This window comes from Variovorax sp. 770b2 (assembly GCF_900115685.1).
GTDB lineage: Bacteria > Pseudomonadota > Gammaproteobacteria > Burkholderiales > Burkholderiaceae_C > Variovorax.
In genome coordinates this window covers 338175-362100 of sequence record NZ_FOXJ01000005.1, presented here as the reverse complement: position 1 = coordinate 362100, position 23926 = coordinate 338175, and the positions used below count along the sequence as shown (strand labels likewise).

At 66.0% G+C, this 23926-nt stretch carries 23 protein-coding genes; 10 read left to right on the top strand and 13 right to left on the bottom strand.

Annotated elements, in window-relative coordinates:
- The first annotated feature begins 25 nt into the window (after positions 1–25).
- Together BM133_RS25615 and BM133_RS25610 are read left to right on the top strand one after the other, a co-directional pair.
- Complete coding sequence (locus tag BM133_RS25615; protein WP_093440149.1) at positions 26–1090, top strand: CDP-6-deoxy-delta-3,4-glucoseen reductase; 1065 nt, start codon at positions 26–28, stop codon at positions 1088–1090.
- A 48-nt stretch (positions 1091–1138) separates the two neighbouring features.
- The gene (locus tag BM133_RS25610) at positions 1139–2113 is read left to right on the top strand and encodes a Bug family tripartite tricarboxylate transporter substrate binding protein (RefSeq protein ID WP_093440147.1); all 975 of its coding nucleotides are present in this window, start codon (positions 1139–1141) and stop codon (positions 2111–2113) included.
- Positions 2114–2215: 102 nt separating this feature from the next.
- Here BM133_RS25610 and BM133_RS25605 read toward each other — a convergent pair whose 3' ends face one another.
- The 8 genes from BM133_RS25605 to BM133_RS25570 form a co-directional block, all read right to left on the bottom strand.
- Positions 2216–2980 carry an ABC transporter ATP-binding protein gene (locus BM133_RS25605; protein WP_093440144.1) on the bottom strand — a complete coding sequence of 255 codons (765 nt, stop codon included), beginning with the start codon at positions 2978–2980 and terminating at the stop codon, positions 2216–2218.
- A gap of 16 nt (positions 2981–2996) precedes the next feature.
- Positions 2997–3776, bottom strand: coding sequence for an ABC transporter ATP-binding protein (locus tag BM133_RS25600; RefSeq protein ID WP_093440141.1), 780 nt, complete (start codon positions 3774–3776; stop codon positions 2997–2999).
- A gap of 17 nt (positions 3777–3793) precedes the next feature.
- Complete coding sequence (locus BM133_RS25595) at positions 3794–5002, bottom strand: branched-chain amino acid ABC transporter permease (RefSeq protein WP_093440139.1); 1209 nt, start codon at positions 5000–5002, stop codon at positions 3794–3796.
- A 10-nt stretch (positions 5003–5012) separates the two neighbouring features.
- Positions 5013–5942, bottom strand: coding sequence for a branched-chain amino acid ABC transporter permease (locus BM133_RS25590; RefSeq protein WP_093440137.1), 930 nt, complete (start codon positions 5940–5942; stop codon positions 5013–5015).
- 242 nt (positions 5943–6184) lie between these two features.
- Positions 6185–7477 carry a replication-associated recombination protein A gene (locus tag BM133_RS25585; protein ID WP_093440134.1) on the bottom strand — a complete coding sequence of 431 codons (1293 nt, stop codon included), beginning with the start codon at positions 7475–7477 and terminating at the stop codon, positions 6185–6187.
- Positions 7478–7488: 11 nt separating this feature from the next.
- Positions 7489–8121 (bottom strand): outer membrane lipoprotein periplasmic chaperone LolA, encoded by a 633-nt coding sequence (lolA, locus tag BM133_RS25580; RefSeq protein ID WP_042580842.1) that lies wholly within the window; start codon positions 8119–8121, stop codon positions 7489–7491.
- A 181-nt stretch (positions 8122–8302) separates the two neighbouring features.
- Positions 8303–10723 (bottom strand): DNA translocase FtsK, encoded by a 2421-nt coding sequence (locus BM133_RS25575; protein WP_093440132.1) that lies wholly within the window; start codon positions 10721–10723, stop codon positions 8303–8305.
- Between the two features lie 94 nt (positions 10724–10817).
- Positions 10818–11492 carry a Crp/Fnr family transcriptional regulator gene (locus tag BM133_RS25570; RefSeq protein ID WP_042580841.1) on the bottom strand — a complete coding sequence of 225 codons (675 nt, stop codon included), beginning with the start codon at positions 11490–11492 and terminating at the stop codon, positions 10818–10820.
- A 181-nt stretch (positions 11493–11673) separates the two neighbouring features.
- On the opposite strand from BM133_RS25570, the gene trxB reads away from it, so the two are divergent.
- The 3 genes from trxB to rpmG all read left to right on the top strand — a co-directional run bounded on the left by trxB (position 11674) and on the right by rpmG (position 13236).
- Positions 11674–12633: a thioredoxin-disulfide reductase gene (gene trxB, locus BM133_RS25565; protein WP_013539843.1), complete on the top strand. Its 960-nt coding sequence runs from the start codon at positions 11674–11676 to the stop codon at positions 12631–12633.
- 184 nt (positions 12634–12817) lie between these two features.
- Positions 12818–13051, top strand: coding sequence for a 50S ribosomal protein L28 (gene rpmB / locus BM133_RS25560; RefSeq protein ID WP_007830293.1), 234 nt, complete (start codon positions 12818–12820; stop codon positions 13049–13051).
- An 11-nt stretch (positions 13052–13062) separates the two neighbouring features.
- Complete coding sequence (rpmG, locus tag BM133_RS25555) at positions 13063–13236, top strand: 50S ribosomal protein L33 (protein WP_007830291.1); 174 nt, start codon at positions 13063–13065, stop codon at positions 13234–13236.
- A gap of 164 nt (positions 13237–13400) precedes the next feature.
- On the opposite strand, the gene BM133_RS25550 is transcribed toward rpmG, so the two are convergent.
- The 3 genes from BM133_RS25550 to BM133_RS25540 form a co-directional block, all read right to left on the bottom strand.
- Positions 13401–14615, bottom strand: a complete 1215-nt coding sequence (locus BM133_RS25550) for a DesA family fatty acid desaturase (protein WP_093440129.1) — start codon at positions 14613–14615, stop codon at positions 13401–13403.
- Between the two features lie 132 nt (positions 14616–14747).
- Positions 14748–16019: an RsmB/NOP family class I SAM-dependent RNA methyltransferase gene (locus BM133_RS25545; protein WP_093440127.1), complete on the bottom strand. Its 1272-nt coding sequence runs from the start codon at positions 16017–16019 to the stop codon at positions 14748–14750.
- Between the two features lie 28 nt (positions 16020–16047).
- Positions 16048–17901 carry a M48 family metalloprotease gene (locus BM133_RS25540; protein ID WP_093440124.1) on the bottom strand — a complete coding sequence of 618 codons (1854 nt, stop codon included), beginning with the start codon at positions 17899–17901 and terminating at the stop codon, positions 16048–16050.
- Between the two features lie 50 nt (positions 17902–17951).
- On the opposite strand from BM133_RS25540, the gene BM133_RS25535 reads away from it, so the two are divergent.
- Positions 17952–18194, top strand: a complete 243-nt coding sequence (locus BM133_RS25535; RefSeq protein WP_093440122.1) for a DUF1653 domain-containing protein — start codon at positions 17952–17954, stop codon at positions 18192–18194.
- An 11-nt stretch (positions 18195–18205) separates the two neighbouring features.
- On the opposite strand, the gene BM133_RS25530 is transcribed toward BM133_RS25535, so the two are convergent.
- Both BM133_RS25530 and purN read right to left on the bottom strand, forming a co-directional pair.
- The gene (locus BM133_RS25530) at positions 18206–18520 is read right to left on the bottom strand and encodes an I78 family peptidase inhibitor (RefSeq protein ID WP_093440404.1); all 315 of its coding nucleotides are present in this window, start codon (positions 18518–18520) and stop codon (positions 18206–18208) included.
- Between the two features lie 29 nt (positions 18521–18549).
- Positions 18550–19152, bottom strand: coding sequence for a phosphoribosylglycinamide formyltransferase (gene purN / locus BM133_RS25525; RefSeq protein WP_093440119.1), 603 nt, complete (start codon positions 19150–19152; stop codon positions 18550–18552).
- Between the two features lie 228 nt (positions 19153–19380).
- Between purN and BM133_RS25520 the strand changes: the two genes are divergently transcribed.
- The 4 genes from BM133_RS25520 (at position 19381) to BM133_RS25505 (ending at position 23925) form a co-directional block, all read left to right on the top strand.
- A complete protein-coding gene (locus BM133_RS25520; RefSeq protein WP_093440117.1) occupies positions 19381–20562 on the top strand; it encodes an acyl-CoA dehydrogenase family protein in 1182 nt (393 codons plus the stop codon).
- A gap of 12 nt (positions 20563–20574) precedes the next feature.
- On the top strand, positions 20575–21690 hold the full coding sequence (locus BM133_RS25515; RefSeq protein ID WP_093440114.1) for an acyl-CoA dehydrogenase family protein: 1116 nt from the start codon (positions 20575–20577) through the stop codon (positions 21688–21690).
- 82 nt (positions 21691–21772) lie between these two features.
- Positions 21773–23125 (top strand): alpha/beta fold hydrolase, encoded by a 1353-nt coding sequence (locus BM133_RS25510; RefSeq protein WP_093440112.1) that lies wholly within the window; start codon positions 21773–21775, stop codon positions 23123–23125.
- 11 nt (positions 23126–23136) lie between these two features.
- A complete protein-coding gene (locus BM133_RS25505; RefSeq protein WP_093440109.1) occupies positions 23137–23925 on the top strand; it encodes an enoyl-CoA hydratase in 789 nt (262 codons plus the stop codon).
- Position 23926 lies beyond the last annotated feature (1 nt).

Genomic DNA, 23926 nt, shown 5'->3' with positions numbered 1-23926 from the left:
CTGAAAAACAAGCCGAAGAATACAGATGACTGCTGCACCGCCGCACGAAGCCGGCTTTTCCATCACCGTCGAACCCAGCGGGCGCCATTTCGTGGTTCACGGCGACGAAACCATCCTCGCGGCCGGCATCCGCCAAGGCATCGGCCTGCCCTATGGCTGCAAGGACGGCGCCTGCGGCTCCTGCAAGTGCAGGAAGCTCTCGGGCGAGGTCACCCTCGGCCCCCACCAGAGCAAGGCCCTGAGCGCCGAGGAGCAGCTCGCCGGCTACGTGCTGACCTGCTGCGCCCATGCCACGAGCGACGTGGTGCTCGAATCGCGCCAGGTCACCGAGGCCGGGGCGCTCCCGATCCGCAAGATGCCGGTCCGGGTGCTGGCCCTCACCCGGCAATCGCACGACGTGATGATGCTGCGCCTGCAACTGCCGGCCGGCGAGCCGCTGCAGTTCCATGCAGGGCAGTACGTGGAGTTCATCCTGCGCGACGGCGCGCGCCGCAGCTACTCGATGGCCAATGCGCCGCACACGCTGGCCCAGCCGGGCACGGGCATCGAGCTGCACCTGCGGCACCTGCCGGGCGGCAAGTTCACCGACCACGTCTTCGGCGTCATGAAGGAAAAGGAAATCCTTCGCATCGAAGGCCCCTTCGGCAGCTTCTTCCTGCGCGAGGACTCCGCCAAGCCGATGATCCTCTTGGCCTCGGGCACGGGCTTCGCGCCGATCAAGGCGCTGCTGGAGCACATGAAGTTCAAGGGCATCGAGCGGCCCGCCACGCTCTACTGGGGCGGACGCCGGCCCGAGGACCTGTACATGGACGCGTGGGTGCGCGGTCAGTCGGCCCAGATGCCGAACCTGCGCTACGTGCCCGTGATCTCCAATGCCACGCCCGACGACAACTGGACCGGCCGCACCGGCTTCGTCCACCAGGCCGTGCTGGAAGACTTTGCCGACCTGTCGGGCCACCAGGTCTATGCCTGTGGCGCGCCCATCGTGGTCGACTCGGCCAAGCGCGACTACGTGGCGCTGGCGGGCCTGCCCGAAGAAGAGTTCTTCGCCGACGCGTTCACCACCGAGGCCGACAAGGCCCTGCCCTGACCCCGACGCTTTTCCGCTTTTCCGCTTTTCCCACCCGCAGACAGAAAAATGAAAACGAGACATTTCCTCCTCACCCTGCTCGCAGGCGCCGCAACCCTCGCCGCAGGCCATGCCGCGGCCCAGCAGCAGCGCCCCATCCGCCTGGTCGTGCCCTACGCCGCGGGCGGGCCCATCGACGTCACCGCGCGCATGCTGGCCGAGCGCGTCAAGGACACCCTCGGCCCGGTCATCATCGACAACAAGCCTGGCGCGGGCGGCAACATCGGCGCCGACATCGTGGCCAAGGCGCCGCCGGACGGCCTCACGATCGGCATCGCGGCCACGGCCACCAACGCGGTCAACCCGTGGCTCTACAGCAAGATCCCGTTCAACGCCGCGACCGATTTCGCGCCGATCACGCAGATGGTCCGCGTCCCCAACGTGCTGGTGATGAACGCCGAGACGGCCCAGCGCCTGCACATCGAGACGGTGGCCGACCTCATCCGCTATGCCAAGGCCAACCCCGCCAAGCTGAACTACGGCAGCGGCGGCAACGGCAGCGCCGGCCACCTGGCGGGCGAACTCTTCAAGAAGGAAGCGGGCATCTTCGCGCTGCACATTCCGTACAACGGCGGCAACCCGGCGCAGCTGGCGCTGATCTCGGGGCAGGTCGATTTCAACTTCGACAACCTCGCGACCGCGGCGCCGAACATCCGCTCGGGCAAGCTGAAGGCGATTGCCGTCACGACGCTGCAGCGCAGCAACTCGCTGCCCGAGGTGCCGCCGGTGGCCGACACGCTCAAGGGCTTCTCGATCGACACCTGGTGGGGCCTCGTCGCGCCGGCCGGCACGCCGCACGACGTGGTCGTGAAGCTGAACCAGGCCTTCGTCGCCGCGCTGAATGCGCCGGAAACGAAGACCCGCTTCGCATCGCTGCTGGCCGAGCCGGTGGGCAATTCGCCGGAACAGTTCGGCTCCTTCATGAAGAGCGAACTCGCGAAGTACGAGAAGGTCGTGAAAGCGACCGGCGCAAAGGTCGACTGAAGGCGGCCGCCGCCGGGCCGCCCCAAGGCGGGCCGCGCCTCCCCCTCGGGGGGTGGCGAATTACACGCAGCGAAGCGGAGTGAAAAGCCGGGGGGCCGTCATTTATTCGCCGAGGTACGCGGCGCGCACGCGCGGGTCGCGCAGCAGTTCCTTGGCATCGCCGTCCATCGTGATGAGGCCCGACTCCATCACGTAGCCGCGATCGGCCAGCTGCAGCGCGCGGTTGGCGTTCTGCTCCACCAGCAGGATCGTGACGCCCTGCGAGGCCACGGTCTGCACCACCTCGAAGATCTTGTCGCACATGATCGGCGACAGGCCCATGGTGGGTTCATCGAGCAGCAGCACCTTGGGGCGCGCCATCAGCGCGCGGCCCATGGCCAGCATCTGCTGCTCGCCGCCCGACATGGTGCCGGCCAACTGGTCCTTGCGTTCGCGCAGGCGCGGGAAGGTGACGAACACGCGCTCCATGTCGCTCGCGATGCCGGCCTTGTCGGTGCGGATGTAGGCGCCGATCTGCAGGTTCTCGGTGATCGTCATGCGCGTGAACACACCGCGGCCCTCGGGCACCATCACCAGGCCCTCGCCCACCAGGTCCCAGGCGCCGCGGCCCTTGATGCTGCGGCCCAGGAACTCGATGCTGCCCGCGCCCGAAGGCAGCGTGCCGGTGATGGCCTTCATGGTGGTGGTCTTGCCGGCGCCGTTGGAGCCGATCAGCGAGACCAGCTCGCCCTCGCGCACCTCGAAGTCCACGCCCTTGACGGCCTGGATGCCGCCGTAGCCGACCTTCAGTCCGCTCACCTTGAGCAGCGTCTTGCCGGCCGCCTTGGCTTGCACGGCGGTGGCGCGGGTTTCTGCTTCGCTCGTCATCGTTGCTGTCGTCATCTCAATGTCCTCCGGTGCCGAGGTAAGCCTCGATCACCTTTTCGTTCTTCTGCACGTCGGCCGGCGTGCCTTCGGCAATCTGCTTGCCGTAGTCCAGCACGGTGACGCGGTCGCACAGGCCCATGATGAGCTTGACGTCGTGTTCGATGATCAGGATGGTGCGGTCGTCCTTGCGGATGCGGTCGATCAGTTCGCGCAGCAGGATCTTCTCGGTCGAGTTCATGCCGGCGGCCGGCTCGTCCAGGGCGATGAGCTGCGGGTCGGTGGCCAGGGCCCGGGCAATTTCCAGGCGGCGCTGGTCGCCGTAGCTCAGCGTGCGTGCCTTGTAGTCGGCGAACTTGCCGATGCCCACGTAGTCGAGCAGCTCGTGCGCGCGGTCGGCAATGGCTTTTTCCTCGGCCTTGAAGCTGCCGGTGCGAAGGATGGCGCCGATGACGCCCGAATGGGTGCGGATGTGGCGCCCGACCATCACGTTCTCCAGCGCCGTCATTTCGGCGAAGAGACGGATGTTCTGGAAGGTGCGCGCAATGCCGGCCTTGGCCACTTCGTGCACCGCCGTCGGCTGGTAGGGCTTGCCGGCCAGCTCGAAAGTGCCACTGTCGGGCGTGTACAGGCCCGTGATCACGTTGAAGAAGGTGGTCTTGCCGGCGCCGTTCGGGCCGATCAGGCCATAGACCTGGCCGCGCTTGATGGTGATGCCCACGTCGGAGAGGGCCTGCAGCCCGCCGAAGCGCTTGGAGATGCCGCGAACGTCGAGGATGGTGTCTGTGGTTGTCGTCATGTCTTTTTCTCCTGCGCTCACGGATTGATCGACATGGGACGCTCGGCACCGCCGGGCAATTCGTCGGCGGGCGAATCGATGCCCGGTGCATGCGTTTGCAGCGAGCCGGGGGCTACCGCTGCATGGGCCGGGTCGACGGGCACGCCGCCCTTGCGGGTCAGCGTCTTGCCGTGCTCAGGCGAAGGCCAGAGGCCGCGCGGACGCACCAGCATGATGATGATCATCGCGAGCGCAATGAAGAGCTGGCGCAGGATGGACGCATCCAGGCGCCCGTCCGTCAGCGACTGCAGCGGGCCGGCCACGTAGCGCAGCACTTCGGGCAATGCCGCCAGCAGCACGGCGCCGAGGATCACGCCGGGCAGGTGCCCGATGCCGCCCAGCACCACCATGGCCACGATCATCACCGACTCCATCAGGCTGAAGGACTCGGGCGACACGAAGCCCTGGAAGGCCGCGAACATCGCACCCGAGACGCCGCCGAAGCTCGCGCCCATGCCGAAGGCCAGGAGCTTCATGTTGCGGGTGTTGATGCCCATCGCCTTGGCGGCGATCTCGTCTTCGCGGATGGCCATCCAGGCGCGGCCGATGCGCGAGACCTGCAGGCGGTGCGAAATGATGATGGTGGCGATCACGAGCGCCAGGAACAGGTAGTAGTACAGCGACACCGAGGAGATCGTGAAGCCGTCGAACTTCCAGGCCTTGCCGAGGTCCAGGCCCCAGAACTTGATGGAGTCGATGGCAGTGATGCCTTTGGGACCGTTGGTGATGTTCACCGGCTGGTCCAGGTTGTTCAGGAACACGCGGATGATTTCGCCGAAGCCCAGGGTCACGATGGCGAGGTAGTCGCCGCGCAGCTTCAGCGTCGGCGCACCGAGCACCACGCCCAGGCAACCCGCCACCAGCAGGGCCAGCGGTATCACGATCAGCAGCGAGGTGTGCATGCCGTTCGGGAACATCCGCGCGATCCACGGAAAGGTCTCGGTCAGGTGCGACGAGCCCATGAGCGCGAAGAGGTACGCCCCCACCGCGAAGAAGGCCACGTAGCCCAGGTCCAGGAGGCCCGCGTAGCCGACCACGATGTTCAGGCCCAGGGCCAGCAGCACGTAGAGCAAGGCGATGTCGGCGATGCGCACCCAGGCGTTGCCCTGCATCTGCAGCAGCAGCGGCAGTGCGAGCACCGCGATGGCGCCGATGACGTAGAGAGCGAGGTTTTTGCTGTTCTTCATGTCTGGCTCCTTACGCACGGTCCGCCACGCGTTCGCCGAGCAGGCCCGACGGACGCAGGGTGAGCATGACGATCAGCACGATGAACGCGAAGATGTCGCTGTAGTTGCTGCCCAGCACGCCACCCGTGAGGGTGCCGATGTAGCCCGAGCCGATGGCCTCGATGAGGCCCAGCAGGATGCCGCCGACCACCGCGCCGGCCAGGTTGCCGATGCCGCCGAAGACAGCTGCGGTGAAGGCCTTCAGGCCGGGCAGGAAGCCCATGGCGTGCTGCGCGATGCCGTAGTTCGACGCGTACATCACACCGGCGATGGCCGCGAGCACGGCGCCGATGATGAAGGTGGCCGAGATGACCATGTCGGGGCGGATGCCCATGAGCGCGGCGACGCGCGGGTTCTCCGCGGTGGCGCGCATCGCGCGGCCGAGCTTGGTGTAGTTGACCAGCCACATCAGGATCACGAGCGAGAACGCGGTGACGCTCAGGATCATCACCTGCGTGGGCGAGATCACGGCGCCGCCCACGTGGATGGGGTCGGTGGGCAAGAGGTTCGGGTAGGCCTTGTTGGTCGGCTTCCAGATGATCATGGCCAGCGTCTGCAGCAGGATCGACATGCCGATGGCCGTGATGAGCGGCGCGAGCTTGGGGCTGTTGCGCAGCGGCCGGTAGGCCACCTTCTCGATCACGAAATTGAGCGTGGCCGCGACGATGCAGGCAATGATCAATGCGATGAGAAGGATCAGCCAGCCGGGGGTGCCGGGCATCGATTCCTTCATGAGGCCGATGATGGTCCAGCTTGTGAGAGCCCCCACCATCAGCACTTCTCCGTGCGCGAAATTGATGAGGTTGATGATGCCGTACACCATGGTGTAGCCCAAGGCTATCAAGGCATACATGCTGCCGAGAACCAGACCGTTGATGATCTGCTGCAGCAATATTTCCATAACGCGATTCCCTAATGTGTTGCACCGTTGCGGGGTGCCATTCACCCACCGTGGCACCGGTTTGGCGCCCTTGGCTGGACAAGCAAAAAACCAGCCAGCATGTGTCGCAGGTGGATTTGTGGGCGGGATTGTAAGCACGCACCAGCGCTGATTTGGTGCGCAGCGACCGGGGTTTACCCGCTCACGCCATGCTGTATGGGCGTAAGTTCATGCGCGGCGCGCGCGCGGGCCGCAAGAGGGTATCAGTCGTCGCGTTCAGTGTTCAGGCGGCGCAGTTCGCGCAGCTTTTCGCCGATGCGGATCTCCAGGCCGCGCGCCACCGGCTCGTAGAAGACCTGGCCTTCCAGGCCCTCGGGAAGGTAGTTTTCGCCGGCAGCGAAACCGCCCTCCTCGTCGTGCGCATAGCGGTAGCCCTTGCCGTAGTCGAGCTCCTTCATGAGCTTGGTGGGCGCATTGCGCAGGTGCATGGGTACCGGGCGCGTGCTGTCCTTCTTGATGAGGGCGCGCACGGCGTTGTAGGCCTTGTAGACCGCGTTCGACTTGGGCGCGATCGCCAGGTAGACGACGCATTCGGCCAGCGCGAGCTCGCCCTCGGGCGTGCCCAGCCGCTCGTAGACCTCGGCCGCATCGAGCGCCAGGCGCAGCGCGCGGGGGTCGGCCAGGCCGATGTCTTCACTGGCCATGCGCACGAGGCGACGCGCCATGTAGCGCGGGTCGGCGCCGCCGTCGAGCATGCGCACGAACCAGTAGAGCGCCGCATCGGGGTCGCTCCCGCGCACCGACTTGTGCAGCGCGCTGATGGTGTCGTAGAACTGTTCGCCGCCCTTGTCGTAGCGCCGCATGCGCTCGCCGAGCACGCGCAGCAGCCATTCGTCGCCGATCTTCTCCAGCTTCTCGGCGCGGGCTGCGACGGCGAGCGTTTCGAGCGTGTTGAGCAGGCGGCGCGCATCGCCGTCGGCATAGGCGACGAGGCGGTCGATGGCCGGCTCGTCGATGGCCGGAACCGCCTGGATCGCCTGCGCCTTGGTCACGATCTGCTTGAGATCGGCCTCGGTGAGCGGCTGCAGCACATACACCGCCGCCCGCGACAAGAGGGCCGAGTTGACCTCGAACGACGGGTTCTCGGTGGTCGCGCCGATGAAGGTGAAGAGCCCCGACTCCACGTGCGGCAGGAAGGCATCCTGCTGGCTCTTGTTGAAGCGATGCACCTCATCGACGAAGACGATGGTGCGCCGCTGCTCCAGGCCGTCGCGGGCGGCCGTGGCGCGTTCGACGGCCTCGCGGATGTCCTTCACGCCGCCCAGGACCGCGCTGATGCTCAGGAACTGCGCATCGAAGGCATCGGCCATCAGGCGCGCGATGGTGGTCTTGCCGGTGCCGGGTGGTCCCCAGAGGATGCAGGAATGCGGCTGTCCCGACTCGAAGGCGATGCGCAACGACATGCCCGGGCCGAGCAGGTGCTGCTGGCCGATCACTTCGCCGAGCGTCTTGGGGCGAAGACGTTCGGCGAGGGGTTGGTGCGCGCTGGTGGCCAAACCTATAGGGGCTACTGCTTGACGACGTCGGCGCCGGCAGGCGCCTTGAAATCGAACACGCTGGCCGCGAGCGAAGGATTCACTTCGACCTTGCTGAACTTGAGCACCGAGCGCTGTCCGAAGCTGTCGAGGATTTCGAGTGCCGCGAGGGCGTCGCCCTGGAAGCCGACCAGCACGCTTTGCAGCTGCCCGTCCTTGTTCTTGGGCGTGGCCTTGACCCACTCGAGGCCGTCGCGCTCGGGCGCGGCTTCGAGCGTGAAGTCGGCCTGCAGCGCGCGCAGGTCGGGCGCTGCTGCGATCAGTGCCGCGGGCGTGGAGCCGAGGGCCTGCGCCTGGGCGCGCTGCGTGACCTGGTTCAGGTCGGCGTCATAGAGCCAGAGCGTCTTGCCGTCGGCCACGATGCTCTGGGCGAAGGGCTTGCGGTAATCGAACTTGAATTTGCCGGGGCGCTGGAATTCGAAGGTGCCGGTCGATGTCTTGACGCGGCCCGGCTGTCCTTCGCGCGATGGCGCGGTCACGGTCTGGGTGAATTCGGCGCGGCCCGATTTGACCGTCTTCACGAAGGTCTCCAGGCTTTCAAGCCCACCGGCCCAGGCGTTGGCGGAGCAGAGAAGGCCGATCAGTAGCCAATGGCGGATTTTCAATTTGGATTCCTCGAAAAAGCTCGGAAAAAACTATTGCACCGAGCTATTGCACTGGGCATCGACCCTACCCGCCGCGAATTGCCGCATGTGTAGGTCTTCATGAAGATTTGCAATGCCGGCGAGCGCTTCTGCAAATTGCCTTTCAGCAAGTAACCGGAATTGCCGCTCCCCGTGGCGCCAATTATTCCGCGCGCGCGGGCACCAGGATTTCGCGCTGGCCGCTGCCGCTCATTGCACTGACGAGGCCGGCCTTTTCCATGTCCTCGACCAGGCGCGCGGCGCGGTTGTAGCCGATCTTCAGGTGGCGCTGCACCAGCGAGATGCTGGCCTTGCGGTTCTTGAGCACGACCTCGACCGCCTGGTCGTACATCGGGTCCTTCTCGGCGTCGCCGCCGCCCAGCAGGTCGCCGTCACCGTCGCCATCGACCGTGCCGCCTTCGAGCACGCCCTCGATGTAGTCGGGCTCGCCCTGGCTCTTCAGGTAGGCCACCACGCGGTGCACTTCCTCGTCGCTCACGAAGGCGCCGTGCACGCGGATCGGCAGGCCGCTGCCGCTGGCCATGTAGAGCATGTCGCCCATGCCCAGAAGCGCCTCGGCGCCCATCTGGTCGAGGATGGTGCGGCTGTCGATCTTGGAGCCCACCGAGAACGCGATGCGCGTGGGGATGTTGGCCTTGATGAGGCCGGTGATCACGTCCACGCTGGGCCGCTGCGTGGCCAGGATGAGGTGGATGCCTGCGGCGCGGGCCTTCTGCGCGAGGCGGGCGATGAGCTCCTCGATCTTCTTGCCGACCACCATCATCAGGTCGGCCAGCTCGTCGATGATCACCACGATGTGCGGCTCGCGCTTGAGCGGCTCCGGATCGTCGGGCGTGAGGCTGAAGGGGTTGTAGATGAACTCCTCGCGCGCCTTGGCTTCGTCGATCTTGGTGTTGTAGCCGGCCAGGTTGCGCACGCCCAGCTTGCTCATGAGCTTGTAGCGGCGCTCCATCTCGGCCACGCACCAATTGAGGCCGTGCGCGGCCTGGCGCATGTCGGTGACCACGGGCGCCAGCAGATGCGGAATGCCTTCGTAGACCGACATCTCGAGCATCTTCGGGTCGATCATCAAGAGCCGCACGTCGCGTGCCTCGGCCTTGTAGAGCAGCGACAGGATCATGGCGTTGATACCCACCGACTTGCCCGAGCCGGTGGTACCGGCCACCAGCACGTGCGGCATCTTCGCGAGGTCGGCCACCACGGGGTTGCCGATGATGTCCTTGCCCAGGCCCATGGTGAGCATGGACTTGCCTTCGTTGTAGATCTGCGAGCCCAGGATTTCGCTCAGCTTGATCGACTGGCGCTTGGCGTTCGGCAATTCGAGCGCCATGTAGTTCTTGCCGGGGATCGTTTCGACCACGCGGATCGACACCAGCGAGAGCGAACGCGCGAGGTCCTTGGCCAGGCCCAGGATCTGCGAGCCCTTGACGCCGGTGGCGGGCTCGATCTCGTAACGCGTGATCACCGGGCCCGGCGAGGCGAGCACCACGCGCACTTCGACGCCGAAGTCCTTGAGCTTCTTCTCGATCATGCGCGAGGTCATCTCGAGCGTGTCGGGCGATACCGTTTCCTGGCGCACCAGCGCCGCATCGAGCAGGTCGACCTGCGGCAGCTTGCTGTCGGGCAGTTCCTTGAAGAGCGGCTTCTGGCGCTCCTTGACGACCCGATCGCTCTTGGGCACCTCGGTCATCGCGGGCTCGATCTGCACCGGCGGCGAAGGCGGCCGGCGCTTGGGGCGCGGCTCGATGAGGATTTCCTCGTCGTCGGGGAAATCGGTGGTCATGGCGGGCTCGCTGCCCTTGCTGCCCGAATCGCCGCGCGTGAACGAGGGCTCGTCGGCCTCGGCGCGCTCGCGGGCGGCCTGCTTGCCCATGGCGATGTCGGCGGCCATTTCGCGCTTTTCGCGGCGCGATTCGAAGAGCGAATACGCGCGGGCGCCAATGCGCTCGGCAATCAGGCTCCACGAGAAACGGAAGACCAGCGCCGAGCCGATCACGCCGCCGGCGATGGCCACCAGCGCCGAGCCGGTGAAGCCCATCCAGCGCACGCTCGCCGGCCCGACCAGGTAGCCCAGTGCACCGCCGCCCGAGCCCGGCAGGTGCGATTCGAGCCGGTACAGGCGCGACCATTCGAGCATGGCGCTCGCGCACAGCAGGAGGACAAGACCGAACCAGAACGCCGCGCGGCTGCGGTTGAAGCGGCCGCGGGGTGGCTGCTCGGCCGGCGCAGTCTCGCCGCCACGCAGCCAGTTCGCCAGCGAAGAGAGCCAGGCACGAAGGCCCGCTGCAAGGCACCACCAGACGGAATAGCCGGCCGCGTAGTAGCTGCCATCGGCCAGCCAGGCACCGATGCGGCCGCCCCAGTTCTTGACCTCGCCGCCGGTGCCCGATGTCGACCAGGCCGCATCGGAGGGCGTGAAGCTCAGCATGGCGAGCAGCCAGAACAACAGCGCTGCGAATCCTGCGATCAGCGTGATTTCGTGGGCGAAGCGCATGGCGCGCATGCGCACGGGTTGCCCATCGGCGGCAGAAGAAGATTGAAGCGTATGGAGCGAATAGGTCATGAAAAACACGGCACCCGGCCCTGTAAATCGGAGGCCGGACGCCCGAACACTACAACAAAAGGCCGGGGCCGCCCGCGGCGCCCGGCCCGAAGGCTCATGTGAGCGTCAGGAGCCGTTCCTTGACGATCATCGACCCGTCGTCCAGGGTCTGCACGAAACCGCGCTCTTCCAGGTCCTTCATCACGCGGCTCACCATTTCACGCGAAGCGCCGACCATCTTTGCCAGGTCCTGGCGGGAGATCTTGTCGCGCACCTTGAGATTGCCGGCGCCGTCGTCGACGGCGAATTCGAGCAGCGAGCGGGCCACGCGGCCATAGACATCCATCAGCGCCAGGGACTCGATCTTCCGGTCGGCGTGGCGCAGGCGCTGCACCAGGCCGCGCATGATGTTGTAGGCCATCGAGGAGTTCTCGGGCAGGCAGCGCGCAAACGCGTCGCGGCCCAGCATGAGGACGTCGCACTGGATCTCGGTACGCACCGTGGCCGAGTGCGGCTCGTCGTCGATCAGGCTCATTTCGCCGAGGTAATCGCCGGGGTGCAGCGTGGCCAGGATGACCTCGCGGCCCCGGCTGTCGGCACTGGTCACGCGGGCGCGCCCGGTGAGGATGATGTAGAGCGCATCGGACTTCTTGCCCTGCTCCACCACGACTTCGGCACGCTTGAAGCGCTTCTTGATGATCGCGTCCGCGATGCTTGCGGACTGCGTGGCCGTCAACGACGCGAACAAAGGAACGCGCCGAAGCAATTCAAGGTTGGACAGCATCGACATTTATCAATCCCTGAGACAGCGCGCGGAGTTGGTCCAAAAGGCAAGCCAATGGATTACTACAATCGCGCGCATTGAAAACACCGTGCACCCGGTGTTGAACCGGGCGGTGATACTCCACATATATCGCTACCACCCTGAAAATGTACACGCTGACGCAGCGTATATCCTAGGTTTTCTACTCATGTCCGCTCCCCAACACGCCAAGGTTTTGATTCTCGGCTCCGGCCCCGCCGGCTATACCGCAGCGGTCTATGCAGCCCGCGCAAACCTGCAGCCTTTGCTCATCACGGGCATTGCCCAGGGCGGGCAGCTGATGACCACCACCGAAGTCGATAACTGGCCGGCCGACGTGCATGGCGTGCAGGGGCCGGAGCTCATGCAGCGCTTTCTCGAACACGCCGAGCGCTTCAAGACGCAGATCGTTTTCGACCACATCAACAAGGTCGACCTGAGCAAGCGCCCCTTCACCCTCACCGGCGACAGCGGCACCTACACCTGCGATTCGCTGATCATTGCGACGGGCGCTTCCGCCAAATACCTGGGCCTCGATTCCGAAGAAAAATTCATGGGCCGCGGCGTCTCCGCATGCGCGACCTGCGATGGCTTCTTCTATCGCGAGCAGGAGGTCTGCGTGATCGGCGGCGGCAACACGGCCGTCGAGGAAGCGCTGTACCTGGCCAATATCGCGAACAAGGTCACGCTGGTGCATCGCCGGGACAAGTTCCGCGCCGAACCGATCCTGATCGACAAGGTCAAGGAAAAGGTCGCCGAAGGCAAGATCGTGCTGAAGCTGCACAACGAACTGGACGAGGTGCTGGGCGACGGCACGGGCGTGACGGGTATCCGGATCAAGAACACGCAAACTGGCGAGACCGAACAGATCGATCTCAAGGGCTGTTTCATCGCCATCGGGCACCATCCGAACACCGACATCTTCCAGGGCCAGCTCGAGATGAAGGACAACTACATCCTCACCCGCTCAGGCCTGCAGGGCTTCGCCACGATGACCAGCATTCCGGGCGTCTTCGCCGCTGGCGACGTGCAGGACAACGTGTACCGCCAAGCCATCACGAGCGCAGGCACAGGCTGCATGGCCGCGCTGGATGCCCAGCGTTTCCTGGAGCAGGACGGCACCCTGTAAATTCGGGCGCAGCCCAAAAGGGCTATAATCCGAGGCTTTGCCGAAACAGGGCCCTCTCACGAGAGCTCCTGATATTCAGGCAAAGCCGGGGTACCGCCACCCGTTTTCTGGCGAGGTCAAGCTGCAAAACACCTGCAATCGCCACGATTGCGCCGGTGCCAGCTGTTCAAGAAAGAGTGTCCACATGGCACGCGTATGCGACGTAACGGGCAAAGGCCCGATGGTCGGAAACAACGTTTCCCACGCCAACAACAAAACCAAGCGCCGGTTCCTGCCGAACCTGCAATACCGCCGTTTCTGGGTCGAGACTGAAAACCGCTGGGTTCGCCTGCGTGTTTCGAGCGCCGCACTGCGCCTGATCGACAAGAACGGTATCGACGCCGTGCTCGCAGACCTGCGCGCACGCGGCCAAGCTTAAGGAGCTGAATCATGGCAACGAGCAAAGGCGGACGCGAAAAGATCAAGCTGGAATCCACCGCGGGTACCGGCCACTTCTACACGACCAGCAAGAACAAGAAGACGATGCCTGAAAAGATGTCGATCATGAAGTTCGACCCGAAGGCACGCAAGCACGTCGAATACAAGGAAATCAAGCTGAAGTAATTCAGCGCTGGTTTTCAAAGAAGAACCCGCTGCTTACCCAGCGGGTTTTTTGTTGCCTGTCGATTTGCATTGCCCTCGATACCATTGCGCAATACCGACACGCAAATACGACAGGCACAAAAAAGCCGACCCGAGGTCGGCTTTTTTATTGAGGACTAAATCTCTTAAGCGCGCGCAGCACGCAAACGCGTCGAGAACTCCCTCAGACCCGCAATACCGCTGGCCTCAGCACGATGACACCAGGCTGCCAGATCAGCCGCCAGTTGCTCGCGCGACTGCGAGGTGTTCAGCCAGAGCTGACGCAGCTCTTCGCGCATCGTCACCATCTTGTCAAGCACCGGGTGGGCGGCACGTGCCTGCACGATGTGTGTGCGGGCCGACGCGGGCACCTTGTCATCGTCACGGTGCAACCAGCGCTTGGCCGCCTTGAGCACCGACAGGTCGGCACCCTTGGTCTTCAGCAGGGCCAGCTCTTCGCTGGTTGCACGGCGCATTTCGCGGGCATAGCCGGCCATGACTTCGTAGCGGTTGGCGATGACGGCCTCGAGCGTCTTCTCGTTGGCCACGGGCTGGATGTCGCCCATCCGCATCTTCGGCGGCACCTTCTTGACCTTGGCCCAGCCGATGGCCTGCATCGCCTGGATGTAGATCCAGCCGATATCGAACTCGTACTTCTTGACCGAGAACTTGGCCGACGTCGGGTAGGTGTGGTGATTGTTGTGCAGTTCTTCGCCGCCGATGATCAGGCCCCAGGGCATGATGTTGCGGCTGGCATCGGGTGCCTCGAAGTTGCGGTAACCCCAGTAGTGGCCGATGCCGTTGATGATGCCGGCGGCGGTGATCGGAATCCAGAGCATCTGGACAGCCCACACGGCCATGCCGAGCGTGCCGAACAGCGCCAGGTTGATCACCAGCATCAGGCCCACGCCTTGCCAGCTGTAGCGCGAATACAGGTTGCGTTCGATCCAGTCATCGGGCGTGCCGTGACCGTAGCGATCGATCGTGTCCTTGTTCTTGGACTCCTTGCGGTACAGCTCCGCGCCGCGCCAGAACACCTCGTCGATGCCCTTGACCTGCGGGCTGTGCGGGTCTTCCTGCGTTTCGCACTTGGCGTGGTGCTTGCGGTGAATGGCAACCCATTCCTTGGTCACCATGCCGGTGCCCAGCCACAGCCAGAAGCGGAAGAAATGCGAAGGAATCGGGCCCAGATCCATGGCCCGGTGCGTTTGCGTACGGTGCAGGAAAATCGTGACCGCAGCGATCGTGATGTGCGTGGTGACGAGCGTGTACAACACGACTTGCCACCATGTGATGTCCCACAAGCCGTGTCCGAGCCATTGGATGGCCGCATTGAGAACGGCAGAGTCAGGAAGCAACATTGAGTCAGGTACTCCATAGCCACACGAAGGTGCAGCCTTAAGCTAACCGGCGATTTTAAAGCGACAGGGTCAAAACGAGGCCGTTTACCCTTCAAGAAAAGCGCTGATTAACCCTAGTTTGGAGTCCCGCCCCTATTTGCGGTTCCACACGGCGGCGAAGAAACCGTCGGTCGAATGACGATGCGGCCAGAGGCGCAGATAGCGCCTCCCGTCCGCCCCGCCGGCGCAAAGCGCCTCGAAACCCTCCACTTTGAGCCCCTGGAGCAGTTCCGCAGCGTCCTGGGGCTCGAAATCGGGATTGGCAGCGCCAAAAGCCTCGGCAATGGCCTCGTTTTCCTCCGGCAGCACGCTGCAGGTGGCGTAGACCAGCCGCCCGCCCGACTTCACGAGCCGGCCCGCGCTTTGCAGGATCGCCGTCTGCTTGACCGTCAGTTCCTCCACCGACTTGGGCGACTGGCGCCATTTCAGGTCGGGGTTGCGGCGCAGCGTTCCGAGCCCCGAACAGGGCGCGTCGACCAGCACACGATCGATCTTGCCAGCCAGACGCTTGATCCGGTCGTCCCGTTCATGGGCGATGGCGGCCGGGTGGACGTTCGAAAGCTTGCTGCGCGCCAGCCGCGGCTTGAGCGCATCGAGCCGGTGCGCCGACGTGTCGAAGGCATAGAGCCGTCCGGTATTTCGCATCGTGGCACCGATGGCCAGCGTCTTGCCGCCTGCGCCGGCGCAAAAATCGACCACCATCTCGCCGCGCTTGGCGTCCAGCAGCAGCGCGAGCAGTTGGGAGCCTTCGTCCTGCACCTCGACGGCACCGCGGGCGAACGCGTCCAGCTTGGTCAGCGCCGGTTTGCCTTCGATGCGCAAGCCCCAGGGCGAGAACGGCGTTACTTCAGATTTGATAGCAGCCTTCGCAAGCTCCGCCTTTACTTCCGCCCGCTTGTCGGTCAGCGCATTGACCCGCAGGTCGAGCGGCGCCGGCTGCTGCAGGCTTTCGACCAGCGGCCAGAAGCCGTCGCCGAGTTGCGCCTTGAGCGGCGTCACCAGCCATTCCGGCAGGTTGTGGCGATGGCGTTCCAGCAGGTCGTCCGGCTTGACGGCATCGCAGTTGTCGAGCCAGCGCTTCTCGGTGTCGTTGAGCGCGCTTTTCAGGAAATCGCGCGGGCCGTAAAAGCCCAGGATCGCCATGCGGCGCTCCTTGGAGCCGCTGCCCGAGGGCGAGAGATGGTCGAACAGGAGCTTCTTGCGCAGGACGGTATAGACGGTCTCGGCCAGCGTGGCGCGCTCGCGCGGGCCGAACTCGCGGTGATCGCGAAAGAAGCGGGAAACGACCTGGTCGGCCGGGTGATCGAATTTCAGGACAAGGCCCACCAGATCGGCGGTGGCCTCCAACAGGGCTTTGGGGTGCATCCCCCGATTGTCTCAGGCGGTCGCCGTGCTAGGCCTCGCGCGTCCAGACCGCCCCGAAAGCGTGTTGCTCGATGTCCGCCAGCGTGGGCGAATGGCCGGCCCAGAGCACCAGCGCCGCGCCCGGCAGGGTCAGCGTCTGCTCCAGTTGGCGGCACAGCTGCCAGCGGTCGTCATCGTCCTGCCCCGGCAGCTCGACGAACACGATGTAGGCGCGGCGCCACGGGAATTCGCGCAGGCTCTTGCGCACCAGCCAGGCCCGCGAAACGGGGAGGCAGCGAACGAAGTCCGCCCTCAGCTCCTCCAGTTCGTAGTCGTTCAGGTCATGCCGCGTGATCTGGCTGAAGAAAGGGGTCTCGGTGATTTCCTCCCAGGCGCGCGCCTCGGCCTCCTCCGCCTCCTTGAGCCGGCCGCGCCACAGCCTGAGCGCTTCTTCGTCGTGCGACCCGGCATCCGGATCCTCCAGCGAAGCGACGGCGCTCCTGGCAGCCCACCAGCGGCTCGCGGCGCCGGACTGGTGCAGCCGCTCCAGCACAGCGAGGCGGGCGGCGCGGTCGCTCTCGGGCAGCATCTGGACCAGCCCCCGCAGCGCCCCCGGATGCTCCGGCGCGATGCGCAGCGCGCTCTCGTAGCGAACGCGCACCGGTGCCGCCGGATCGAGGCGTCGCTCCGAATCGGCCCACTCGACCATCTCGTCGGGCGTGTTGCGCTCGCCGCGCGCCGCCAGCACCGCGATGCGCTCGCGGATGCGCGAGCGGTGCGCATGGTGCTGCTTCCAGTCGCTGGCGTGGGCGCGGCGCCACAGGTTGTCGAAATGACCGATCCACTTCGCGCTGTCGGCCAGCAGGTCGAGCGCCGGCCGCTCCGACCAGGGCGGCAGGACCGCCTTCTGGCCCAGCGCCTCCAGCCGGTCGCGCAGCACCGGGTGGGTGTCGTCCAGGTCGCTCACGCGTCGCATCGCCTCGCGCAGCGCCTGGCGGGCAAAAGCGTCGTCCGGCGGCGTATGGGCGAGCTTGCGCAGGGCCGCGAACGGTCCCGGGGCCTGGGGCTCCAGTTCGGCCCGGGCCCAGTGCGAGGGCCAGAACTCGTTGGCGTACCAATTGCCCTTGATCGCGATCTCGGTGAGCGCGGCCGCGGCCACCGCGCTGCCCAGCAGCCGGCCCGAGATGCGGTCGGCCTCGTATTCGTCCTGCCGGGCCAGCGCGAAGGTCTTGGCTGCGAAGCGCGGAAAGTACCAGCGGAAGAAGGCCTGCGACACCAGCGCCATCACGCCCTCGTCTTGTTGCAGGCTGGCATCCAGCTTGAGCCACGAGAGCCGCGTGCGGTAGATCCAGGCGCTCAGCTTGCCGTGGTTGCCGCGCAGGTGACCGTACTCGTGTGCCAGCACCGACAGCAGCCGCTGCCGGTTCAGCATCATCAGGAGCGGCAGGCCGATGCTCAAGGAATTGACCGCGCCGCCGAACAGGCCGAAGCGTGGCACCTGCCGGATGCTGGCGTTGAAGTCGTCATCCAGGTAGACACGGTGGACCGGCGGGCCCTTGATCTTGCCGCGGATGCGGTCCAGCGCCTCGAAGAGCGCCGGCGCGTCGGCGCGCGAAAGCTCCTTGCCCTCCGGCTCGTCCAAGCGCACCCAGAGCGCGCGCACCGTGGCCCAGAGCAGCCCCAGCGCAAAGACCAGGAGCCAGCCGCGCGACACGCTGAAGCGTTCGCGCCCGAGCGATGAACCCACCCAGACGAGGATGCCCACCGAGAGCCCGAGGCAGCCCAGCACCCACAGGTAGCCGAGCGCGGCGAATGCCGCCACGCTGCGCCGGTAGCGCGCGCTGTTGTCGGCACTGGCATGCTCGCTCAGTCGAACCAGGTGAACAAAATCCGCGCGATCCATTCGACTCCCGTCAAATCAAGCACCGACCGTTTTCAAAGAAGGAAACCCCGTTGAACGACAACGACCTGCCACCCCTGATCGAAACGCCGCCAGGCCGCTACCGCCACTACAAGGGCGGTGAATACGAAGTCCTGGGCACCGTGCGCCACAGCGAGACCCTGGAACCCATGACGCTGTACCGCGCGCTTTATGGGGCCCACGGCCTCTGGGTCCGCCCCGCCGCGATGTTCGGCGAAACGATCGAGATCGACGGCCAGATGCGGCGCAGGTTCACGCCGATCCAGCCCGGCTGACGGGAGCCGGGTCAACCGCAGCGAACGTCGGTCACGCGGTTGCGCGCATCGACATCCAGGTTGAGCCGCCCGCCGTTGAGTTCCATCGTGACCGCCTCGCCCGGCTTCAGCGCCCGGACGATCCCTGCGCCGGACCGGACCCGGGCCGCGGCCTCGAGCTGCGGCGTCAAGGGCTGGCCGACCGCGAACCTGGCGCCATCGGCATTGCATTGGTAGACGGGCTCCGCCCGCGCGGCGGGAGCGGGTGCGGACGCCGGTGCGGCACAGCCCGCCAGAACGGCGGCGCCGGCAACGGCGGCCAGCAGCGATGGGGTTTTCTTCCTCACTTCGAGCTCCCGAAAACCCGTCAATATAATCAAAATTTACGAATGTGACGTGATGTATCTGCCAGCCATCCCGCAATGGCGCGTGGATACAACTGATGCTCCTGCGCCAGCACCCTGCCCGCCAGCGTGGCTGCGGTGTCGTCGGGCAGCACGGGCACCACGGCCTGCGCGAGGATGGGCCCATGGTCGAGTTCGGTGGTGACCTGATGCACGGTCACGCCGGCCACCTTGCAGCCGGCGTCGATGGCCCGCTGGTGGGTGTGGAGGCCCGGAAAGGCCGGCAGCAGCGAGGGGTGGATGTTCACGAGCCGCCCCGCATAGCGCCCCACAAAGCCCGGCGTCAGGATGCGCATGAACCCCGCCAGCACCACCAGCGCGGGCGAATGCGCGTCGACGACCTTTGCCAGCGCCTCGTCGAAGGCCTCCCGGGTGGGGAATTCCTTGTGCGGGACGACTTCAGCGGCAATGCCGTGCGTCTTGGCGAACGCAAGGCCGCCGGCCTCCGCCTTGTTGCTCACGACCGCCGCCACGCGCGCGCCGAAGCGCTCGGCCCAGCGGTCGCGCTCGGCGGCACGCACGATGGCCGCCATGTTGGAGCCGCCGCCGGAAATCAGGATCACGATGTTCTTCATGGGAGGGCGGAATTATCCGTGGGCGACGGCCGCCGCCGCCGCGCCGCGCCAAGGCGAGCCGCGCAGCCCCCTCGGGCGTCGCGAGTTGCACGGAGCAAAGCGAAGTGAAAAGCCGGGGGCTCATGCTTGTCGCCGCGCGGACACCGGATCACAGCACGACCGTGCTAAAACCCGACGTTCCGGAGACACACCGCGTCTGCGGTGACCGATCAACACAGCGAGGCACGCATGGATTTGAGCTTCACGCCCGAAGAACAGAAGTTCCGCGAAGAGATTCGCGCCTGGGTCAAGGAAAACCTCCCCAAAGAGATTTCGCACAAGGTGCACAACGCGCTCGAACTCACGCGCGACGATCTGCAGAACTGGGCCAGGATTCTTGGCAAGAAGGGCTGGCTGGGCTACGGATGGCCCACCGAGTTCGGCGGCCCCGGCTGGACCGCCATCCAGCGCCACCTTTTCGAGGAAGAAACCGCCCTCGCCGGCGCGCCTCGCATCATTCCGTTCGGCCCCGTGATGGTCGCCCCGGTGATCATGGCCTTCGGCAACGCCGAGCAGCAAAAGCGCTTTCTCCCCGGCATCGCCAGCGGCGAAGTCTGGTGGAGCCAGGGCTACAGCGAACCCGGTTCGGGCTCCGACCTCGCCTCCGTCAAGACCAAGGCCGAGCGCAAGGGCGACAAGTACATCGTCAACGGCCAGAAGACCTGGACCACGCTCGGCCAGTACGGCGACTGGATGTTCAACCTCGTGCGCACCAGCAACGAAGGCAAGCCGCAAACGGGCATCAGCTTCCTCCTGCTGGACATGAAGTCGCCCGGCGTCACCGTGCGCCCGATCAAGCTGCTGGACGGCGGCCATGAAGTCAACGAAGTGTTCTTCGACAACGTCGAGGTGCCCGCCGAAAACCTGATCGGCGAGGAGAACAAGGGCTGGACCTACGCCAAGCACCTGCTCTCGCACGAGCGCACCAACATCGCCGACGTGAACCGCGCCAAGCGCGAACTCGAGCGCCTCAAGCGCATCGCCAAGAGCGAAGGCGTCTACGAAGACCAGCGCTTCCGCGACGAGATCGCCAAGCTCGAGGTCGACATCGTCGCGCTAGAGATGATGGTGCTGCGCGTGCTGTCGGCGGCCACCTCGGGCAAGAATTCGCTCGACGTGGCGGGCCTGCTCAAGATCCGCGGCAGCGAGATCCAGCAGCGCTACAGCGAACTGATGATGCTGGCCGGCGGCCCCTACGCGCTGCCGCTCATCCGCGAGGCGATGGAAGCCGGCTGGCAGGGCAACTTCCCGGGCGGCAATCCGGCGATCGCGCCGCTCACGTCCACCTTCTTCAACATGCGCAAGACCACCATCTACGGCGGTTCGAACGAAGTGCAACGCAACATCGTCGCGCAGACGGTCCTGGGCTGAGGAGACAAGAACATGGATTTCAATTTCACCGACGACCAGGAACAGTTGCGCGACGCCGTTCGCAAGTGGGTCGACAAGGGCTATGACTTCGAGCGCCGCCGCGGCATCGAGGCCAAGGGCGGCTTCTCGCGCGAGGCCTGGGACGAACTGGCCGAGCTGGGCCTGGGCGGCCTGTACATCGCCGAAGACGACGGCGGCCTGGGCATGGGCCCGGTGGCCGGCATGGTCGTGATGGAAGAACTGGGCCGCGGCATCGTGCTGGAGCCCTTCGCGCAGACGCTGATCGCCGGCGCGGTGCTCAGCGGCTATGCCGACGGCAGCACCAAGGACAACTGGCTGCCGCGCATCGCCGGCGGCCAGGCCATCGTGGTGCTGGCGTACCAGGAGCGCAAGGCGCGCTATCGCCTGGACGTGTGCGACGCCCACGCCGCGAAGACGGGCGACGGCTATTCCCTGACCGGCGCCAAGAGCGTGGTGCCCGTGGGCGACGAAGCCGATGCGTACCTGGTGCCGGCCAAGCTGGACGGCAAGATCGCCCTCTTCCTGGTCGAGCGCAGCGCGAGCGGCGTCGAAGCCCGCGGCTACGGCACGCAGGACGGCGGCCGCGCGGCCGAGGTGGTGTTCGACAAGGCCGACGCCACGCTGGTCACGGCCGATGGCCTGGCCGCGCTGGAATACGCGGTGGACGTCGGCATTGCCGCCACCTGCGCCGAAGCAGTCGGCGTGATGGACAAGACCGTCGCCCTCACCGTCGAGTACATGAACCAGCGCAAGCAATTCGGCGTGACCATCTCCACCTTCCAGGCGCTGCGCCATCGCGTCGCCGACATGAAGATGCAGCTGGAGCTCGCGCGCTCGATGAGCTACTACGCGACGCTCAAGCTCAACGCCCCGGCCGAGGAGCGGCGCCAGGCGCTGGCGCGCGCCAAGTACCAGTTGGGCACGTCGATGCGCTACGTGGCCGCGAACTCGGTGCAGCTGCATGGCGGCATCGGGGTGACCGACGAGTACATCGGCAGCCACTATTTCCGCAAGCTCACGCAGCTGGAGCTGACCTTCGGCGACACCCTGCACCACCTGGGCGAAGTGTCGGCGCGCATGCAGGACACGGCCGGCGTCTTCGCCTGACAGTCGTTTTCCCATAGCATCCAACGCCCGCCCGCCTTGCGCCGGCGGGCGTTTTCACTTGGAACCCAGCCAGGAACGAAATATGCAATCCCGCCGCACCATCCTTGCCCTCGGGCTCGCCTCGACCGCCATGCTGACCGCCTGCGCCACCGCTCCGACGCCCTCGTTCACCGAGCGCCCGCCGATCGTCTTCATGCACGGCAATGGCGACTCGGCGGCGCTGTGGCAAACCACGATCTGGCGCTTCGAGTCGAACGGCTGGCCGCGCGACCGGCTCTTTGCGGTCGACCAGCCGAATCCGGTGGCCCGCGACGACGACGCGGTCGCGCAGCCGGGCCGCAGCTCGACCACCGATTCGGCCGTCTTCCTGAAAGCCGAGGTCGACAAGGTGCTCAAGGCCACGGGCGCCGGCAAGGTGGTGCTGATCGGCAACTCGCGCGGCGGCAACACGATCCGCAACTACGTGCAGAACGGCGGCGGCGCGGCCGTGGTGAGCCACGTGGTGCTGGGCGGCAACCCGGCGCACGGCATCTGGGCGGTGAAGGGTTTCCGCGAGAACAACGAGTTCTCGGGGCTGTCGGGCTTCATGCAGCAACTCAATGCGCCCAAGGGCGCGAACGGCGACGAGGTCACGCCCGGCGTGAAGTGGCTCACGCTGCGCTCGGACAACAACGACAAGTACGCGCAGCCCGATGGCGTGTGGATCGGCGTGCCCGGCAAGCCGACAAACATCGGCTTCGACGGGCCGGCGCTCAAGGGCGCGACGAATGTCGTGCTGCCGCGCGCCGATCACCGCGAGACCTCGTTCTCGCCCGCTGCGTTTGCTGCGACCTGGCAGTTCCTGACCGGCCAGGCGTCGCGCAGCACGGCGGTGGCAGCCGAAACGAATGTCGTGCTCAATGGCCGCGCGATCGGCGCGGAGAACCTCTCGCTGAACGGCGGGCAGCTGCGCATCTACGCCGTCGATCCGGCCACGGGCGTGCGGCAAGGCGATGCGCTGCACAGCAAGAACATCGGCGCCGACGGGCGCTGGGGACCTTTCAGCGCGCGGGGCGGCACGGCGTACGAGTTCGTGCTGAGCGCGGCCGGCTACGGCACCACGCACATCTACCGCAGTCCGTTCCCGCGCAGCGGTGGCGTCGTGCACCTGCGGCCCGAGCGCATCACGCCGGCCGACGGCAGCGCCAACGTGGTCGTGGTCTTCACGCGGCCGCGCGGGTATTTCGATGCGGAGCGCGACACGATGCGCTTCGACGGGCAAAGCCTGCCGGCCGGCGTGCCGCCCAAGGGCTCGGGCGTGTCGAGCTCCAGGTTGCGCATCGCGGCAAGCGAGCAGCAGCGCGCGGTCACCGGCGAATTCAACGGCGAGCGCATCACCGGCCTGACGTGGCCGGCGGTGAAGGAGCACGTGACCGTGCTCGAACTGACCTATTGAGGATCACCGCCATGAACGACACGGCCTCCCCTTTCGTGCTGACGGCGCGCGATGCGCGCGGCGTGGTCACGCTGACGCTGAACCGCCCGGCGTCCTTCAACGCCCTGTCGGAGGGCATGCTCGGCGCGCTGGAAAAGGCGCTGGCCGACATCGCGGCCGACGAGACCGTGCGCGCCGTCGTCATCGCGGCCGAGGGCAAGGCCTTCTGCGCGGGACATGACCTGAAGGAAATGCGCGCCGAGCCCTCGCTCGGCTACTACCAGCAGCTCTTCGAGCGCTGCGGCGCGATGATGCTGTCGATCCAGCGGCTGCCCGTGCCTGTGATCGCGCGCGTGCACGGCATTGCAACCGCTGCCGGGTGCCAACTGGTCGCCGTGTGCGACCTGGCCGTGGCGTCGAGCGATGCGCGCTTTGCGGTCAGCGGCGTCAACGTGGGGTTGTTCTGCGCCACGCCGAGCGTCACGCTGTCGCGCAACCTCGGCCGCAAGGAAGCCTTCGAGATGCTGGTGACCGGTGAATTCATCAGTGCGCAGGAAGCGCGGGAGAAGGGGCTGGTCAACCGGGTGGCGGCGCCGGCCGAACTCGACGCAGGGGTCCAGGCGCTGGTCGCCAGCATCGTCGCCAAGCCCCGCAAGGCGCTGGCGCTGGGCAAGGCGCTCTTCTACCGCCAGCTGGAAACCGGCATCGAAGCCGCGCTGGAAGACGCCAGCCAGACCATGGCCTGCAACATGATGGACGAGAGCGCGCTCGAAGGCGTTCAGGCCTTCATCGAGAAACGCCCGCCGGACTGGAAGCGCTGAA

Coding starts and splice junctions, on each gene's coding strand:
- BM133_RS25515 (WP_093440114.1), top strand. CDS start 20,575: ATGGATTTCAATTTCACCGACGACCAGGAACAGTTGCGCGACGCCGTT.
- BM133_RS25575 (WP_093440132.1), bottom strand. CDS start 10,723: ATGACCTATTCGCTCCATACGCTTCAATCTTCTTCTGCCGCCGATGGG.
- BM133_RS25590 (WP_093440137.1), bottom strand. CDS start 5,942: ATGGAAATATTGCTGCAGCAGATCATCAACGGTCTGGTTCTCGGCAGC.
- BM133_RS25615 (WP_093440149.1), top strand. CDS start 26: ATGACTGCTGCACCGCCGCACGAAGCCGGCTTTTCCATCACCGTCGAA.
- BM133_RS25600 (WP_093440141.1), bottom strand. CDS start 3,776: ATGACGACAACCACAGACACCATCCTCGACGTTCGCGGCATCTCCAAG.
- rpmB (WP_007830293.1), top strand. CDS start 12,818: ATGGCACGCGTATGCGACGTAACGGGCAAAGGCCCGATGGTCGGAAAC.
- BM133_RS25610 (WP_093440147.1), top strand. CDS start 1,139: ATGAAAACGAGACATTTCCTCCTCACCCTGCTCGCAGGCGCCGCAACC.
- BM133_RS25570 (WP_042580841.1), bottom strand. CDS start 11,492: ATGTCGATGCTGTCCAACCTTGAATTGCTTCGGCGCGTTCCTTTGTTC.
- rpmG (WP_007830291.1), top strand. CDS start 13,063: ATGGCAACGAGCAAAGGCGGACGCGAAAAGATCAAGCTGGAATCCACC.
- BM133_RS25550 (WP_093440129.1), bottom strand. CDS start 14,615: ATGTTGCTTCCTGACTCTGCCGTTCTCAATGCGGCCATCCAATGGCTC.
- trxB (WP_013539843.1), top strand. CDS start 11,674: ATGTCCGCTCCCCAACACGCCAAGGTTTTGATTCTCGGCTCCGGCCCC.
- BM133_RS25505 (WP_093440109.1), top strand. CDS start 23,137: ATGAACGACACGGCCTCCCCTTTCGTGCTGACGGCGCGCGATGCGCGC.
- purN (WP_093440119.1), bottom strand. CDS start 19,152: ATGAAGAACATCGTGATCCTGATTTCCGGCGGCGGCTCCAACATGGCG.
- BM133_RS25520 (WP_093440117.1), top strand. CDS start 19,381: ATGGATTTGAGCTTCACGCCCGAAGAACAGAAGTTCCGCGAAGAGATT.
- BM133_RS25545 (WP_093440127.1), bottom strand. CDS start 16,019: ATGCACCCCAAAGCCCTGTTGGAGGCCACCGCCGATCTGGTGGGCCTT.
- BM133_RS25540 (WP_093440124.1), bottom strand. CDS start 17,901: ATGGATCGCGCGGATTTTGTTCACCTGGTTCGACTGAGCGAGCATGCC.
- BM133_RS25510 (WP_093440112.1), top strand. CDS start 21,773: ATGCAATCCCGCCGCACCATCCTTGCCCTCGGGCTCGCCTCGACCGCC.
- BM133_RS25595 (WP_093440139.1), bottom strand. CDS start 5,002: ATGAAGAACAGCAAAAACCTCGCTCTCTACGTCATCGGCGCCATCGCG.
- BM133_RS25605 (WP_093440144.1), bottom strand. CDS start 2,980: ATGACGAGCGAAGCAGAAACCCGCGCCACCGCCGTGCAAGCCAAGGCG.